We start from the raw sequence: 14,551 nt of genomic DNA on the forward strand, positions 1-14,551 counted from the left end.
AGAACACCCCTTTCCGCGAATTACTGCGCCGGTGCCACGGCCGACTGAACCGCTCCGATCAACTGGTTGATCGGGGTCGCCGCCGCGCCGAAGGCCGCCGGATCCGCCAGCGGCATATCCGTGATCGCCTGCCGCAACGAGGTCACCGCCGCATCCGCCACCGGAGAAGACTGCGCGACCTGATCGGCCACCGACTTCACTTGCGGGGCAAACGCATCGATACTCTGGGTCAGCGTGTTGGCCACCTGTGTCACCTGCTGGCCGACCTCGGCTACCGGAACCGGCGCGGGCGCGGAGATCTCCACCAGCGGCTGCGGCGCGGCGGGCTGGGACAGATTCGTGCCACCGCCGACCGCGGCAGCAATCGCGCCACCGGCCAGACCACCCACGAAGGCACCACCGACGAGCGCGGGCACCGCTGCGACCAGCACACCGGCCGTGAAGCCCACCGCGACACCGGCGGCCACACCCAGCGGAATGCCAACACCGACCGTCGGCACCGCCGCAATGGCACCACCGGCCAGACCACCGATCGCCGCGCCGACCCCACCACCCACCAACGCCGCAGGCACAGAGAGGATCTCAGCGCCGATCGCTCCACCGGTCAGAGCACCGACCACCGTCGACGCCGCGCGCCGGTCGGACTCCTCACGGGAGAAACCCAGCTGGTCGTACCCGGCCGCGATCTGCCACTCAAACATGTCAATGTAGCCCTGCGCCTTGCCGATCAGCTTGGAATCGATGCCCGCGGGCAGGTCGTAGACCTGATCACCGATCTGCACCTTGCCCTGCTCGGCAAGGGTTTTCACCACCGGTCCGGGAGTCGCGGGCGCGTCCGCGCCGGTGCCGTCGCCTCCGCCGGGCGTAGTGGCGGGCGTCTCGACCGTCTGCTTTGGCTGCTGCTGATACTGCGGGCGCGGACGCGACGGGGCCGGAATCACCTGCGAGGCATCGGGCACCCACGACGCCGGGCTCGACGGCTCCGGATTCGTCGCCGCCGGAGGCGTATTCGGGGCGGTCAAACCCGGATTGCTGTTGTTCGGCGCGGCCACGCCAGGCTGACCTGGCGCAGCGTGCGCCACTCCGGCACCGACCGCGAACACCGCCGGAACCACCGACAGCACGGTCAACGTTCGCCTTGTTCGCCTTGCGGACATCTCATTTCCCTTCTCGAAAGAGGGGCCGAGGCCCCGCATAGACACCGTCCCGAAGATGGCTCACCTTCGGAGGGTAGTTTCCGAGAACTTTGCTGACAAGAACTTTTCACTTACAAATCACTAACTTATGATCGGAGTGGAGGCGGCCGCGTGCGGAGCTAGTGCCTTTCCAGGAAAAAATGGCTAAACTCTGGCAACATGGGGCCATCCGGTGCACATCCCGACTTCTTCGCGGCAGTGGTAACTGCACGCCGCAACCAGCGGGGTATGTCCATGGCCGCTGTCCACGCAGCAGGCGGGCCGCACGTGCCGACACAGGTCCGCGCCGAGGGCGGCAAGCTCGGCGAGCGACCCAAGAAGGTCACCTTCGCGCGCTACGACAGCGCGCTGTGCTGGGTCGAAGGCTCCGCCGCCGCTGCCTACTACAACCGCGAACAGCCCGTCATCGCCGACGAACCGCGATCATCGGCCCCGCTGCGACTAACGGGTTCGGGAATAGATGTGTCGTTGGATCGCATCCTGGCGTTGATGGACATTCAGCGCGAACTCAACGCCGCCGCCGATGCCGGCGAGGGCCTGGCGGCCGCGCGCGTGCGTGACCTGGCCGCCCGGCTCGATCATGAGGTCAGCCTCATGGCGGGCAAGTGGGCCACCTATATGCTTGAGCGCAACCGAGGCCAGGGCGGCAGCGCACTGGAAACTGTTCTCTCCGATGTGTTGTCGGCCCCGGTCGGCCCCGACAGCCCCGGCGCCGAAGATCGCATGTATCGGCGCTGGCTACTCGGCGGCCGCGCGGCCGCCGAGGTCGGGCCGCAACAGGAACAGAAGTTCAAGGAACGCTACCGAGCCAGTGAGCAGGGAGGTGAGTCGGATGCAGACTGATGATGACGTGGCCCCGCTGCCACGTTCTGTACGAATCAACCAGCTGTTCACCACCTTTCACACCGCTTCGGAACCCGAACAGTCCGCCACCGCCGTCGCCCAGGCCGTGACCGTCCTCACGCGACGGCCCGTCTCCGCCGAGGAGATCTCCGCCCTGCGCGCCGCCGACCACGACACCACGCCCACCGATGCGGCCCTACTTGCCGCGCTGGCCCACCACTTCCAAGTACCGCCTCTCTATCTCACCGGCACCGACGCCACAGCTACCGGCATGCACAAGGAACTGCGCTTGCTCGCCGCCGCCCGCGACGCCGGAGTACGCCACCTGAACCTGCGCGGCGACGACATCGACATCGACGAATTGACCGACGAGCTGCGCCAACTCGCAAAGTACAACCCAGCATCCCCTGACCAGGCCAATTAGACTGACCCCTGCAAGGGGAAAGATCAACAACGGTCAAGAGGGGAGGGCGCGGTGAACGACGTGGCCGCGCGTTTCATGGAATTCAATCAGCTCGTGCCGATTCCGTATCCGTGGGACACCCGCGAATACGTCGCACGAGTCGCCGAACACCGCGGACGGCCAATCACACTGTGTCCCATCGACCCTGGAGCTCTCTCCGGCTCCGGCTGCGGTACCGGCAGCGGGGCATGGATCGCGCGCGAGAACGACGACGTCATCATGTACGGCGCCGAAACCGATTGGCACGCAGACCACATCATCGCCCACGAGCTCGGGCATATGCTGCTCGGCCACGGCAACGACGGCGGCGGATCCACCCAGGATGCAACCGATCTCCCGCTGGACAAGCTCATGCCCTCGCTGTCGTTGTCTGCCATTCAGAGCGTGCTGCGCCGCCGCGACTACTCCACCGACCGCGAACGCGACGCCGAGACCTTCGCCGACCTCGTCATGGTCGAGGCCACGTTGCCCAAGCGCACACCCAGCCGACTCCGGTCCACCTTCTTCCGAGGACGCCACCGATAGGACTCCGCCGATGACCTCCGTAGTTCCCGGCATCATCGCCTGGCCGGTACTGACCGCCATCACGCTCATCATCGCCGGACGGCTCTGGCTGCTCAACGAAAGCCACGTCGACCGGCTCATCAACAGGGCCATGATCGCTGGATGGACCGGGCTCGTACTGCGCGAAGCCTGGTTCGAACACGGGCTAGACCGCGCACTGCCCTTCGACCACGACGTGACCATTCAGCTCGCCCGGCAGCTGTCCTTCGGCTCCATCGTCATCTCCATCACCTACATCTGGGGCATCGTGGCGATGTGGGGCGGCGACGACCCCAAACACACCTGGTACCGCCAGCGCTACTACACCATGGCCGGCATCGCAGCGACGATCGTCATTCTCGCCGCCGGAACCCCAGCCCGCCGCGCCGATGAACTGATAGACGAATACCTGGGCTGGCCCGCAGTCATCGCATGGATTGCCTTCTACCTGCCCATCGGAGTGGCCGCTGTCGCGCTCGGCCGCGTCGCGGTCAAGGAGCTGCGCCAGGCCGACGCCACCGGCCGGGAACGCGCCCTCTACACCGCGATCATCGTTCTGGCCGTGGCCATCGGCATCGACGCGGTCGCCACACCGATCATGACCGCGCTCCAGGTTATGAGCAACGAGCCCTCCGCCGACCCGGAAATGCACCGCAAGAGCTGGATATTCTTCCTCGCCACTCTCGGATCCGGTGCGGCCGTGGCGATTCCGCTGATCAGCACCCTGCTCACCGTGACCGGTTGGGACCGCACCGGCCGCTATTGCCGCCGCCTGCGGCCGTTGTGGAGCGACCTCACCGCCGCCGTCCCCGAAATCGTGCTCGAACTGCCCCGCGACCGGCACGGCCGCGTCGAGCCCGCCACCCGGCTGCACCGCATGATCGTCGAAATCCGTGACAGCCTGCTGCATCTCAAGCGCTACAACTCCGCCCCGGTGTTCGCTGACCCGGACCCGACCGTGTACGCCCAGCACATCGCGGCCGCCGCCCAGATCAAGACCTCCGGCCTGCCGCCCGTCACCAGCCCCGCGGCCGCCACAACACCGGTGCAACTGGGCACCCGCGACCTCACCGGCGAGCTCGAACAGCTGCTTGCGCTCGCCGAGGTCTGGCCACGGGCCCGTCACGACATCTAGCCCATCAGACCGCCATCCCCGGGCCCGGAATCGCCCAGCCGGACAACCGGATTCAGCGACGGGGTTGGCGCGCGGTGAACAAGGTGACATCGCCGACATCGGTCAGCTCGACATCGGCGAACGCCGCAGTCAGCGCCGCTTCCAACCCTGCGTGATCATCGGCGCCGTTGTTGAACGCCCCAGCGCGGCTGTAGGCCGCTGTCAGTGCCAGCCCGAACAGAGTGGCCGGACGCTGATTGAGAATTGTCGACCCGAACAACACACCGTCATCAGCGAGCACCTGGGCCAGATGCGTGAACGCCACACCCTTCTCTGCGAATGACCCCGGCAGGCAATGGAACACGAAATTGATACCGATCGAGTCGTAGCCGCTGCCCGCCTCCGCCGGGACCGGCTCGAGCACGCTGGCGGTCACGGTCTCGACGCGACCCGCCTTCCCCTGCAACCGCCGCCGCGTGTGCTCCATCGGGGTCGGATTCAAATCCAGCAGCGTCACAGCACAATCCGCGGGCAGCTGCGTGTTGACCAGATACCAGCCCGACCCGGGGCCGACCTCGAGATGCCGGGCACCAACGAGCTTGTCGTACGGCTCGAGCATCCGTTCCGCCGGGCAACGCCACGCGAACCGGTCACTGAGCTTGATGACCCACACGTCGTAAATCGCAAGAAACACCGGCGTATACGGCTCCGCAGCAATCTGAGCTGCGTCTTTCTCGGCTATCAATTCACCCCACCGTTCGAAGCGGCCATCATAGACCTCTCATCCTGCCGCACAACCCCTTCGGAGGTGGGCTGCCAGGGCCCAGGATCTCATACCACCCGGTTCGTCACGTGGTGATCTTGCAGCCGGATTCGTCTCGGTCGAATCCATACTCCCCTAGGGTCTGTGTCGAACTGTGTGATGGGTTGGCGCCGCTGTGCGGTGCCAACGCGTCTGCATGTTCGGTGGTAGCTGTTGTCTGCGTTGGCGTATGTGTGAGGTCCCCGGGTGTTTCGGGTAGCGACCAAGCAAACCTGAATACAGACGGAGACCTCGTTGGCCAGCGTAGCGGTGGCGGGGCGAGCGGACCTGACCGATGCCCAGTGGGCGCGGTTGGAGCCGTTGCTGCTCCGCAACAGGAAGGCGGGCCGCCCGCCGCAGTGGACGAAACGTCAGCTCATTGATGGGATCCGGTGGCGGACCCGGGTCGGGTACCCGTGGCGGGATGTGCCACCGCAGTACGGGTCCTGGTCGGCGGTGGACGGGCTGTTCCGCTGCTGGCGGCGCGGTGGGGCGTGGCTGATGATCGTGAAGTTGTTGCAGGTCTTCGCTGATGCCGGCGGGCGGATCGTGTGGCAGGTGAGCGTGGACTCGACGATCATGCGCGCCCCATCAGCACACTGCAGGTGCCCGACAGGACGGTGATGGGCAGGCCGAATCGCCTGGCGGCTGCGGTGAGGCCGAGCCGGCCGATCACGGTCTGGGGCGGTCGCGGGGCGGTTGGACCACGAGACTGCATCTGGCGTGTGAGCAGGGCTGCCGGGTGTTGGCGATGGGCGATCACGGACGGTCAGTGCGGTGACAGTCCGCAGTTCACGGGGATGTTGGGTGCGATCGGGGTTGGCAAAGTATCGGGCGGTCGGGCTCAGGTTCGGCCGGAGCGGGTGCTGGCCGATAAGGCGTATTCCAGTCGCGCGAACCGGGACTGGCTGCGGCGGAGAGGGATCAGGGCCACGATCGCGGTCCCTGCCGACCAGGCCGCGCATCGCCGCAATCCGTCGATCTCGGCGCCGGGCCTGGCCAGCACCACGGCGGTGATGGCCTCGCTCCAGCGCGCATGCGGGAGACCGACCACCACGACCTCGGCGATATTCGAATCGGCAGCGTAGACGGCCTTCTCCACCTCGATCGACGCCACGTTCTCGCCGCCGGTCTTGATCACATCCTTGTGGCGGTCGGTAAACCACAGGATCCCGTCCGCGTCGATGCGGCCGATGTCTCCCGAGTGGAACCAGCCATGGGCGAAGGCCGCTTCCGTTGCCTCGGTATTGTCGAGGTATTCGGTCATGGTGTGCGGGCCGCGGTAGATGATCTCGCCTTCGGTTCCCGATGGCAGCCGGTTGCCGTCGGAGTCCATGATGGCGACCTGGATATTGACGACCGGAGTGCCGACCGCCCCCGCGTGCGAGAGTTGATGTTCCGGACGGAACATGGTTGCGGTGGGACTCATCTCGGTCTGACCGAACAGCAGATAGAAGTCACAGCCGAATGCCTCCAGACACCGCCGCAGCTGGGCGTCGGGCATGGGCGCCATCGCGTAGCACGCCCCGCGCAGTGTGCTGAGGTCCCGCTGGGCCGACTCCGGGTGTTCGAGCATCGCGCGATACATCATCGGCAGTGCGAAAATCTGGGTGATGCCTTCCCGCTCGATCTGTTCCAGCACTTCACCCGCGTCGAATCCGCGGCGGATGTGGATCGTCGCACCGACCATGACGGCCGTGGTGCAGTGGCAATTGAGCTGGGCGGTGTGGAACATCGGCAGCATGGCGATGAACTGGTCGTCGGCGCGGAATCCGGCTTCCAAGGCCATGCTCATCGATTCCAGGTAGAGCGCGAGGTGATTTCCCTCCACGCCCTTGGGAAACGATGTGGTGCCGCTGGTGTAGAGGTAGGTGAGAGGGGCCCGGTCATCGACGATGCGCTCGGGCTCCGCGGCGCTCCCGCACGCAGTCAAATCGGTGAAGCTCGACCACTCGCGATCCATTGGCTCCACCGGCGTCGCCGTCGACCACCGCGAGCCCGTGTGGCCGCCTATCGGCGGTGCGGGTCAGGCTGTCACTGATATTGACGCGGTGGATCAGATTGGCGTGCAGGTCGGCAGTGGACATCGGCGTCAACTCCAGCGGTAGCCCTAACAGTGCTCACCAATGTTAATCATGATTCACTAACAGGGACAGAGGTGTGGACCCGTCGAATCCAGCACCAGGCCCACCTCGGCAACCTCATCACCGTCAGCCGAAGAAGTCCGCCGATTGAGGCAGGATGCTACTCTCAAGTCACTATCACTCAGGAGGTGGGACCATCAGCGAGCAAGCTGTCCGCGCCATCGGGTCGCCGACTCGCGTCCGCGACCCGGCACGCAAGGATCGGATCCTCACCGCCGCCGCAGACCTGGTCGCCCGCAAGGGATTCCACGCCGTCTCGATGGCCGATATCGGCCGCGCGGCCGGTATCACCGGATCGGGAATCTACCGCCACTTCGACAGCAAGTCCGCCGTGCTGGTCGCCCTGTTCGACCGAGCGATCGACAACCTGCTCAGCGACGAGCACCAGATCGTGGAGTCGGTCATGGATTTGCGACTGGCACTGAATCGGCTGGTCGACGGCCAGGTCGAGTTCGTGGTGGCCGATCGGGAATTGGCGCAGGTCTATCACAACGAGATCAACAATCTGCCCGAGGAGGACAGCCGTCGGCTGCGCCGCAAACAGCGGATGTACCTCGAGGAGTGGGTCCATCTGCTGGACGAATTGCGCGACGATCTCTCGGACGCGGATGCGCGGGCCGTGGTTCATGCCGCGATCAGTGCGATCCAGTCGACGCTGTTCCACAACACCGGACTTCCCGAGGATCGCCTGCGGCAACTTCTCGCCGAGGCGGCGCGAGCGGTACTCGGCGTGTAACCGCTCACCCGACGCCGAGAGACGGTGTTACCGCCCAGCATCCTGCGGCAACGGCGGGCGTGCCCCGTGCGACACCTCGGTGTCGCGGCGGATGAGCCCGTGGACCAGCCAGTCCACGAGATCGCCCCTGACCTCGGCCCGGTTGATCTCGTTGAACAGCTCGTGCCGTGCCCCCGGGTAGACCCGCACCGTCACGTCCTCGACACCGGCCTCCTGCAGCCGCTGCGCGAGAATTTCGACCAGGGCCAGATTCGCGTTCACCGGATCCTGGGATCCGACCGCGATGTAGATCGGCAGGTCGAAGCGAATCCTCCCCACCTGGGCCGGATCGTTCAATCGGCGGGCCGCCTCGAACATCGCTTTGGTCGATTCTCGATCGATTCCGAAGCCGCACAGCGGGTCCGCGAGATAGGCGTCGACGGCGGCATTGTCGCGCGAGAGCCAATCGAAGTCGGTCCGCGCAGGGGCGAAGGAGGCGTTGAACAGCGCCAAATCGAGGTCTTGCTCGAGGTCGAGCGCCGGTTCGAGCAGGTCGAGCGCTCCGGTTCCGGTCAGGACGACCGCATCGATACGTCCACTGTTATCGAGCAGGAACTGCTGGGTCGCGAACGAACCCATGCTGTGCGCGATCAGAACGATTGGAACGCCAGGCGTTTCGGCTCGCACCTGATCTGTCATCACGCCGATATCCGCCACCAGCGCTTGCCAGCCGCCGGGGCCCAACACGCCGCGCGCATCGGGATCCGACGATGCACCGTGCCCGCGGTGGTCGTAGCCGTGAACCACATATCCGAGGCGGGCCAGGGTGGCCGCCAACTCGCCATACCGCAGCGCATGCTCGCCCATGCCGTGTACGAGCACGGCCGCCGCGAGCGGCGGCCCCGTCGGATCCCACCGATACCCGGTCAGATCGATGCCGTCACTGGCGCGGAAAGTGTACTGATGCTGTGTCATTCACGGTCCTATGACTAGATGTATTGCTCGCGCAGCTTGGCCTTCAGCAGCTTGCCGGTGGGCGTGCGCGGCAACTCGGCCACGAAATCGATGCTGCGCGGCACCTTGAAATGCGCGATCCGCTCCCGCACGAACTCGATCAGTTCCGCCTCCAATTCCGGCCCCGGATGTATCTGCGGCGCAGGCTGCACGACGGCCTTCACCTGTTCGCCGAATTCCGGGTCGGGAACACCGATCACGGCGATATCGAAGACTTTGGGGTGCAAGGTGAGAACGTTCTCGATCTCTTGCGGATAGATGTTCACCCCGCCGGAGATGATCATGAACGCCTTGCGGTCGGTGAGAAAGAGATACCCGTCGTCGTCGACCCGCCCGATATCACCACTGGTCGTCCAGTTCGAATGCCGGGGATGCTGCGCGGACTTCGTCTTCTCCGGGTCCTTGTGATAGCTGAACGGCAGGGTCTCGCGTTCGAAGTAGATGGTGCCGATCTCCCCCACCGGGACCTCCTTGCCGGCGTCATCGCAAATATGCAGGATGCCCATCCCCGCCTTGCCCACCGATCCGGGCTTCGCCAGCCACTGCGCGGAATCGATCAGGGTGATGCCCATGCCCTCGGTGCTGGCGTAGTACTCGTGCAGGATCGGCCCCCACCAGTCGATCATCGCCTGTTTGACCTCGATCGGACAGGGCGCGGCGGCGTGAACGGCGACCCGCTGGCTCGACAGATCGAAGCGCCGGCGCACGTTCTCGGGCAGCTTGAGCATGCGCACGAACATGGTCGGCACCCATTGACTGTGCGTGACGTGAAACCGCTCGATGGCGCGCAACGCCGCGGTCGGGTCGAAGCGTGGCATCACGACGACCGTGCCGCCCAGGGCCTGTACCCAGCCGCCGAACCGGAACGGCGCGGCGTGGTAGAGCGGTGCGGGACACAGATAAACGGTCTGCTCGTCGAACCCGTACATCTTTCCGAACACCGCCACATAGGGGTCGCCCGGCTCCCCTAGGCGGCGTTCCGGCAGTGGTTGCTTGATGGCCTTGGGTAAGCCGGTCGTACCGGACGAGTACAGCATGTCGCCGCCCACCCGATCGTCGGGAACCGGGATCGCGTCGGTCGCAGCCAATTCCGTCTCGAGGTCGGAGTGCCCGGGTACCGCGCCGTCGAATGCCAGCCGCCCTTCGACGGCGGGGGTGAGGTCGGCTATCGCGGTCGCGGTCGCCGACTTGTTCACGGATGCGATCAAAACCCTTGCACCACAATCGTTCACAATGTAGGCGACCTCGGACGGACTGAGGTTGTGGTTGATCGCGGTGATGTACAGGCCGCTCCGTTGCGCCGCCCAGTACGCCTCGTAGTACCGCGGCCCGTTCTCGGCGAGGAGGGCGAAATTGTCGCCCCGGCGCAGCCCGCGCTCGTACAGCAGCCGGGCCAGCCTGGCCGAGCGTTCCTCCAGATCGGCGAAGGTCAGCGTTTCGCCGGTGTCGGACATGATCACCGCGGGCCGATCGGGTGTTCGCTCGGCGTACACGCCCGGATACATGGGACCTCCTGATGCGCCTCCGGCGTGTGCCGCATCACCACACCGTGGGTAGAGCGTGCCTCAGATCACATCTGGAGTCAATGCTGACTGTAGGTCGGTCCCGGGTCGATCATCACCCCGCCCCGGTTCAGTCGGCCAGCAGGATGCGTGCCATGCCACACCACTGCGCGAGATGGGGATCACGCTCGGGGTTGCGCGGATCGAATCCGTAGGCCAGCGCTACACCGCGCATGCTGGACAGCAGGATGTCGGTCACCTGCCAGTAGCGTGGTCGCGCCGCCCACACCGGCCCGAACATGACCGCGACGGTTTCGTAAATCGCCCGCTGCAGTTGATGTTCGGCGGGACGCAGCGCATCCCGCAGCGCGTCGTTGTGCCGCGCGGCGACCCACAACTCGATCGACGCCCAGAAGAATGGCTGGTGGAAGTTGCTCCACATCTGGCCGACCGCTTCGTCTATTCGCGCCGGGTCATCGGCGGCCGCGGTGATCATGGCCCCAACCCCCTCGCGCAGCTCTGCCACCCGAGTGGAGGCCAGGTGCTGCACCGCGCCGACGAGCAGTTCGTCGCGAGAGGGAAAGTGGTGCAGCAGCCGGCCGCGGGAAATGCCCGCCAGCTCCTGTATCCGGAGCGTGGACGCTCCTGCGTAACCCTGCTCGATGAGGCATTGCACGGCCGCGTCCAGGATCTGCTGCCGACTGGCCCGACTACGCTTCTCCTGCAGTTCGAGATAACCCTCGGCGCCCGTGGCTGTCATGCGCAGATCCTACGACCTTCAGGATGTACAGTCAGAACTGACTGCAGTATTTCGAGTGAGGAAGAGGGCGCATGCTGGTCGACGGAAACATCGGCGGCTCGATCGATGGGACGGGCGGCGGCGATCTGAAGGTCATCGACGATCAGGTGGATTTCGCCGACCGCATCGGTTACGACGGCGTCTGGTCGACGGAGGTCGCACGCGACCCGTTCCTGCCGCTGCTCGCCGCCGCACAGCGCTCACCCCGCCTGCAGGTCGGCACCGCCGTCGCGGTGGCCTTCGCTCGCAATCCGATGACCCTGGCCACGGTGGCGAATGATCTGCACGCCTTCAGTTCCGGTCGCTTCATCCTCGGACTAGGCTCGCAGATCGAGGCCCACATCGTGCGCCGGTTCAGCATGCCGTGGTCGGCCCCGGCCGCTCGCATGCGCGAGTTCATCGCGGCGCTGCGCGCGATCTGGAGCAGCTGGCAGTTCGACGAGCGCCTGGATTTCCGTGGCGACTTCTACCAGCACACATTGATGACGCCGATGTTCCGGCCCGAGCCCAATCCTTGGGGCAGCCCGCCGATCCTGCTCGCCGCGGTCGGGCCGAAGATGACGCAGGTCGCCGCCGAAACCGCGGACGGCCTAGTGCTGCACGGTTTCACGACCGAACGCTATCTGCGGGAAGCGACCCTTCCGATCGTCGAATCGGGACTGGCCGGCTCGGGCCGCTCCCGCCGGGAGTTCACCCTCAGTTATCCGGGACTACTCGCCACCGGTGCGACCGAGGAGTCGTTGCGGGAAGCGGTCGCCGCGGTCAAGTCGCAATTGGCGTTCTACGGGGCGACTCCCGCCTACCGGGCCGTGCTGGAGCTCCACGGCTGGGGCGAGCTGCACACCGAACTCCACCGCCTGTCCAAAGCGGGCGACTGGTCCGCGATGACGGGCCTGATCGACGACACCATCCTGAATGCCTTCGCGGTCGTGGGCGAGCCCGCGACCATCGGGCCCGAACTCGAGCGCCGATTCGGAGATATCGTCGACCGCTTCACCCTGTACACGCCCTACCCACTGGACGAGTCGGTGCGGCGCACCATCATCGATGATCTGCACGCACCGGCTCCGGCTCCGCCGGAGTCGGACTGACCGGGCCCGAGGCCAAGGGCAGCATCGCCGCGGCGGCCCGAATCAGCGAGGCCGCGGCGAGAATGCTGAGCACCGAGGCGACCGCCACCACCGACGAGGAGGGGTGATCCAGGTGCAGTGCGATGATCGTCGGCGCGCCGGCACCGAAATTCGCCATGAAAAACGTGCACGGGAAGAGCACGAACAGACCGAGCAGGTGCCAGGGCCGCGTCGCGTACTTGCGCAACAGCGCCGCCGCCACCGCGAAACAGATCACCTGCGCCGCCTCCAGCACCCCGATGACGAGGGGGTACTTGAGTATCCGGAAGACGTGCGGACCCCAGTATTCGTAGGTGCCACCGTTGATCCCGACCATCTCGAACGCCGCGGACATCAAGAGCTCGAGACCCGCGAAGGCGTACAGACCGCGGTCGGTGAGTGTGCCCCGGTGAATCGCCCGTGCGATGAAGATCGCCGCACTCGCGTAGAGGACGGCATATCCGCTGTGGGTCCAGATCGGCTGTGGCACACCGAAGGCCGTGAAATGCGTGAACATTCCGTGGGTGGAGTAGAAATACAGGACCAGCCCGGCGTCGTAGAGCGGCTCGGCGAAGGCCGCGACCATCGCAGCCAGGACCATCAGCACATAGAACGGCGTCCGCTCCCGTAATCCCATCGCGACGGCGACCCCGATCAGCACGAGGGTCAGACCCCAACTGCCATAGGTCAGCACGGCTTGCATCGTGAGATTCAGCGGGTGGTCCATCGGTTGCATCGGCATCGGATTCTCCTCACGAACACATCGAAAGTGCTCGGCCATAGGGATGTTCGCGCCTCGGTCCCGATCGCGGGACCGGCGCGCACTCGAACCTATGCCGCAGGTCACAGCGCCGCGATATCCCTCGGGGGGAGACCGATCCCCCGGGAGGGGCATTCGCTGCCGCATCGCACGGGCGACCAGCAGTCAGCATTGACTGCCACCCTGCCGTTGCGCTAGCTTCGGCTCACCACTGCATCCGCGTGGACCCCTATCAACTGCCCGGAGCACGCGATTCGTCGTTCCCGCCGGGCCACCACCGCAGCCGGCACATCTCCACGGATCCGGCCACAGGCTGCGACAAGGAGAACCCGATGCCGAATCAGGCAATCGTGTACGAGGCGATTCGCACCCCGCGAGGCAAGGGAAAGAACGGTGCGCTGCACAGCGTCAAACCGATCGATCTGGTCACGGGACTGATCGGCGAATTGCGAGTGCGCTTCCCCGATCTCGACCCCGCGGCCATCGACGATGTCGTGCTCGGCGTCGTGACCCCGGTCGGCGACCAGGGCGGCAATATCGCCAAGGCTGCCGCCCTCGCCGCCGGACTGCCGAATACCGTTGCGGGCGTACAGATCAACCGGTATTGCGCCTCGGGCTTGGAGGCCACCAACCTGGCCGCGCAGAAAGTCCGGTCGGGCTTCGAATCGCTGGTGATCGCCGGCGGCGTGGAATCGATGTCGCGCGCCCCGATCGGCTCCGACGGCGGTCCGCTGTTCAACGACCCGGCCACCGGCTACGACCTGCATTTCGTTCCGCAGGGCATCGGCGCGGATCTGATCGCGACCATCGAGGGTTTCACCCGCGAGGACGTCGACGCCTACGCCGTGCGATCCCAGCAGCGTGCCGAATCCGCCTGGACCGGCGGATATTTCTCGAAGTCGGTGGTTCCGGTCAAGGACTTCAACGGCATCACCGTGCTCGATCACGATGAGCACCGCCGCCCCGGCACCACCGTGGACTCGCTTGCCGGGTTGAAGCCGTCGTTCGCCGGACTGGGCGCGGCCGGATTCGATGCTGTCGCCATGCAGAAGTATCCGTCCATCGAGCGGATCGACCACGTGCACCACGGCGGCAACAGTTCCGGCATCGTCGACGGCGCGGCACTCGTCCTGGTCGGAAGCGAGGAGGCGGGCAAGCGATTCGGCCTCACCCCGCGCGCCCGCATCGTGGCGACGGCAGTGTCGGGCGCCGACCCGACCATCATGCTGACCGGGCCGCGCCCGGCCACCGAGAAGGTACTCGCGCTGGCCGGGCTGACCCTCGACGACATCGACCTGTTCGAACTCAACGAGGCATTCGCGTCGGTGGTGCTGAAGTTCCAGAAGGACCTGCACATCCCCGACGAGAAATTGAACGTCAATGGCGGCGCTATCGCGATGGGCCACCCGCTGGGGGCCACCGGCGCCATGCTCGTCGGCACGGTCATCGACGAACTCGAACGCCGCGGCGACCGGCGGGCGCTGGTGACCTTGTGCGTCGGCGGCGGCATCGGCATCGCAACCATCATCGAACGACTCTGAGCGCGA

At 65.9% G+C, this 14,551-nt stretch carries 15 protein-coding genes; 8 read left to right on the forward strand and 7 right to left on the reverse strand.

Annotation, left to right across the window (positions count from 1 at the left end; genetic code table 11):
* Nucleotides 1–20: 20 nt before the first annotated feature.
* Nucleotides 21–1,157, reverse strand: coding sequence for a hypothetical protein (locus ABZV44_RS28310; protein WP_354842476.1), 1,137 nt, complete (start codon nucleotides 1,155–1,157; stop codon nucleotides 21–23).
* A gap of 273 nt (nucleotides 1,158–1,430) precedes the next feature.
* Between ABZV44_RS28310 and ABZV44_RS28315 the strand changes: the two genes are divergently transcribed.
* The 4 genes from ABZV44_RS28315 to ABZV44_RS28330 are packed head-to-tail and all read left to right on the forward strand — an operon-like array spanning nucleotide 1,431 to nucleotide 4,180.
* On the forward strand, nucleotides 1,431–2,039 hold the full coding sequence (locus ABZV44_RS28315; protein ID WP_354842479.1) for a hypothetical protein: 609 nt from the start codon (nucleotides 1,431–1,433) through the stop codon (nucleotides 2,037–2,039).
* The gene (locus tag ABZV44_RS28320; protein ID WP_354842482.1) at nucleotides 2,029–2,463 is read left to right on the forward strand and encodes a hypothetical protein; all 435 of its coding nucleotides are present in this window, start codon (nucleotides 2,029–2,031) and stop codon (nucleotides 2,461–2,463) included. The genes ABZV44_RS28315 and ABZV44_RS28320 overlap by 11 nt, the downstream gene beginning before the upstream one ends.
* A gap of 51 nt (nucleotides 2,464–2,514) precedes the next feature.
* The gene (locus tag ABZV44_RS28325) at nucleotides 2,515–3,027 is read left to right on the forward strand and encodes a hypothetical protein (protein WP_354842485.1); all 513 of its coding nucleotides are present in this window, start codon (nucleotides 2,515–2,517) and stop codon (nucleotides 3,025–3,027) included.
* Nucleotides 3,028–3,037: 10 nt separating this feature from the next.
* Nucleotides 3,038–4,180, forward strand: a complete 1,143-nt coding sequence (locus ABZV44_RS28330) for an MAB_1171c family putative transporter (RefSeq protein ID WP_354842488.1) — start codon at nucleotides 3,038–3,040, stop codon at nucleotides 4,178–4,180.
* 52 nt (nucleotides 4,181–4,232) lie between these two features.
* Here the strand turns inward: ABZV44_RS28330 and ABZV44_RS28335 are convergent, their stop codons facing one another.
* Complete coding sequence (locus ABZV44_RS28335; protein ID WP_354842490.1) at nucleotides 4,233–4,904, reverse strand: class I SAM-dependent methyltransferase; 672 nt, start codon at nucleotides 4,902–4,904, stop codon at nucleotides 4,233–4,235.
* Between the two features lie 312 nt (nucleotides 4,905–5,216).
* On the opposite strand from ABZV44_RS28335, the gene ABZV44_RS28340 reads away from it, so the two are divergent.
* Nucleotides 5,217–5,585 carry a transposase gene (locus tag ABZV44_RS28340; RefSeq protein ID WP_354842493.1) on the forward strand — a complete coding sequence of 123 codons (369 nt, stop codon included), beginning with the start codon at nucleotides 5,217–5,219 and terminating at the stop codon, nucleotides 5,583–5,585.
* Nucleotides 5,586–5,805: 220 nt separating this feature from the next.
* Here ABZV44_RS28340 and ABZV44_RS28345 read toward each other — a convergent pair whose 3' ends face one another.
* Nucleotides 5,806–6,924, reverse strand: a complete 1,119-nt coding sequence (locus ABZV44_RS28345) for an AMP-binding protein (RefSeq protein ID WP_354842496.1) — start codon at nucleotides 6,922–6,924, stop codon at nucleotides 5,806–5,808.
* Between the two features lie 278 nt (nucleotides 6,925–7,202).
* On the opposite strand from ABZV44_RS28345, the gene ABZV44_RS28350 reads away from it, so the two are divergent.
* Nucleotides 7,203–7,841, forward strand: a complete 639-nt coding sequence (locus tag ABZV44_RS28350; RefSeq protein ID WP_354842499.1) for a TetR/AcrR family transcriptional regulator — start codon at nucleotides 7,203–7,205, stop codon at nucleotides 7,839–7,841.
* Nucleotides 7,842–7,868: 27 nt separating this feature from the next.
* Here ABZV44_RS28350 and ABZV44_RS28355 read toward each other — a convergent pair whose 3' ends face one another.
* From ABZV44_RS28355 to ABZV44_RS28365, 3 genes are all read right to left on the reverse strand, one after another.
* Complete coding sequence (locus ABZV44_RS28355) at nucleotides 7,869–8,795, reverse strand: alpha/beta hydrolase (protein ID WP_354842502.1); 927 nt, start codon at nucleotides 8,793–8,795, stop codon at nucleotides 7,869–7,871.
* A gap of 14 nt (nucleotides 8,796–8,809) precedes the next feature.
* Nucleotides 8,810–10,339 carry an acyl-CoA synthetase gene (locus tag ABZV44_RS28360; RefSeq protein WP_354842504.1) on the reverse strand — a complete coding sequence of 510 codons (1,530 nt, stop codon included), beginning with the start codon at nucleotides 10,337–10,339 and terminating at the stop codon, nucleotides 8,810–8,812.
* A gap of 127 nt (nucleotides 10,340–10,466) precedes the next feature.
* On the reverse strand, nucleotides 10,467–11,096 hold the full coding sequence (locus ABZV44_RS28365) for a TetR/AcrR family transcriptional regulator (protein WP_354842507.1): 630 nt from the start codon (nucleotides 11,094–11,096) through the stop codon (nucleotides 10,467–10,469).
* 71 nt (nucleotides 11,097–11,167) lie between these two features.
* Here ABZV44_RS28365 and ABZV44_RS28370 point away from each other — a divergent pair, with 71 nt between their 5' ends.
* Nucleotides 11,168–12,226: an LLM class F420-dependent oxidoreductase gene (locus ABZV44_RS28370; RefSeq protein ID WP_354842510.1), complete on the forward strand. Its 1,059-nt coding sequence runs from the start codon at nucleotides 11,168–11,170 to the stop codon at nucleotides 12,224–12,226.
* Here ABZV44_RS28370 and ABZV44_RS28375 read toward each other — a convergent pair.
* Complete coding sequence (locus tag ABZV44_RS28375) at nucleotides 12,177–12,986, reverse strand: hypothetical protein (RefSeq protein WP_354842512.1); 810 nt, start codon at nucleotides 12,984–12,986, stop codon at nucleotides 12,177–12,179. The genes ABZV44_RS28370 and ABZV44_RS28375 overlap by 50 nt on opposite strands.
* Nucleotides 12,987–13,336: 350 nt before the next feature.
* On the opposite strand from ABZV44_RS28375, the gene ABZV44_RS28380 reads away from it, so the two are divergent.
* Complete coding sequence (locus tag ABZV44_RS28380) at nucleotides 13,337–14,545, forward strand: acetyl-CoA C-acetyltransferase (protein WP_354842514.1); 1,209 nt, start codon at nucleotides 13,337–13,339, stop codon at nucleotides 14,543–14,545.
* The last annotated feature ends 6 nt before the right edge of the window (nucleotides 14,546–14,551 follow it).

Origin of the sequence: Nocardia sp. NPDC004860, assembly GCF_040609015.1 — a bacterium.
In the GTDB taxonomy this organism is placed as follows: Bacteria; Actinomycetota; Actinomycetes; order Mycobacteriales; family Mycobacteriaceae; genus Nocardia.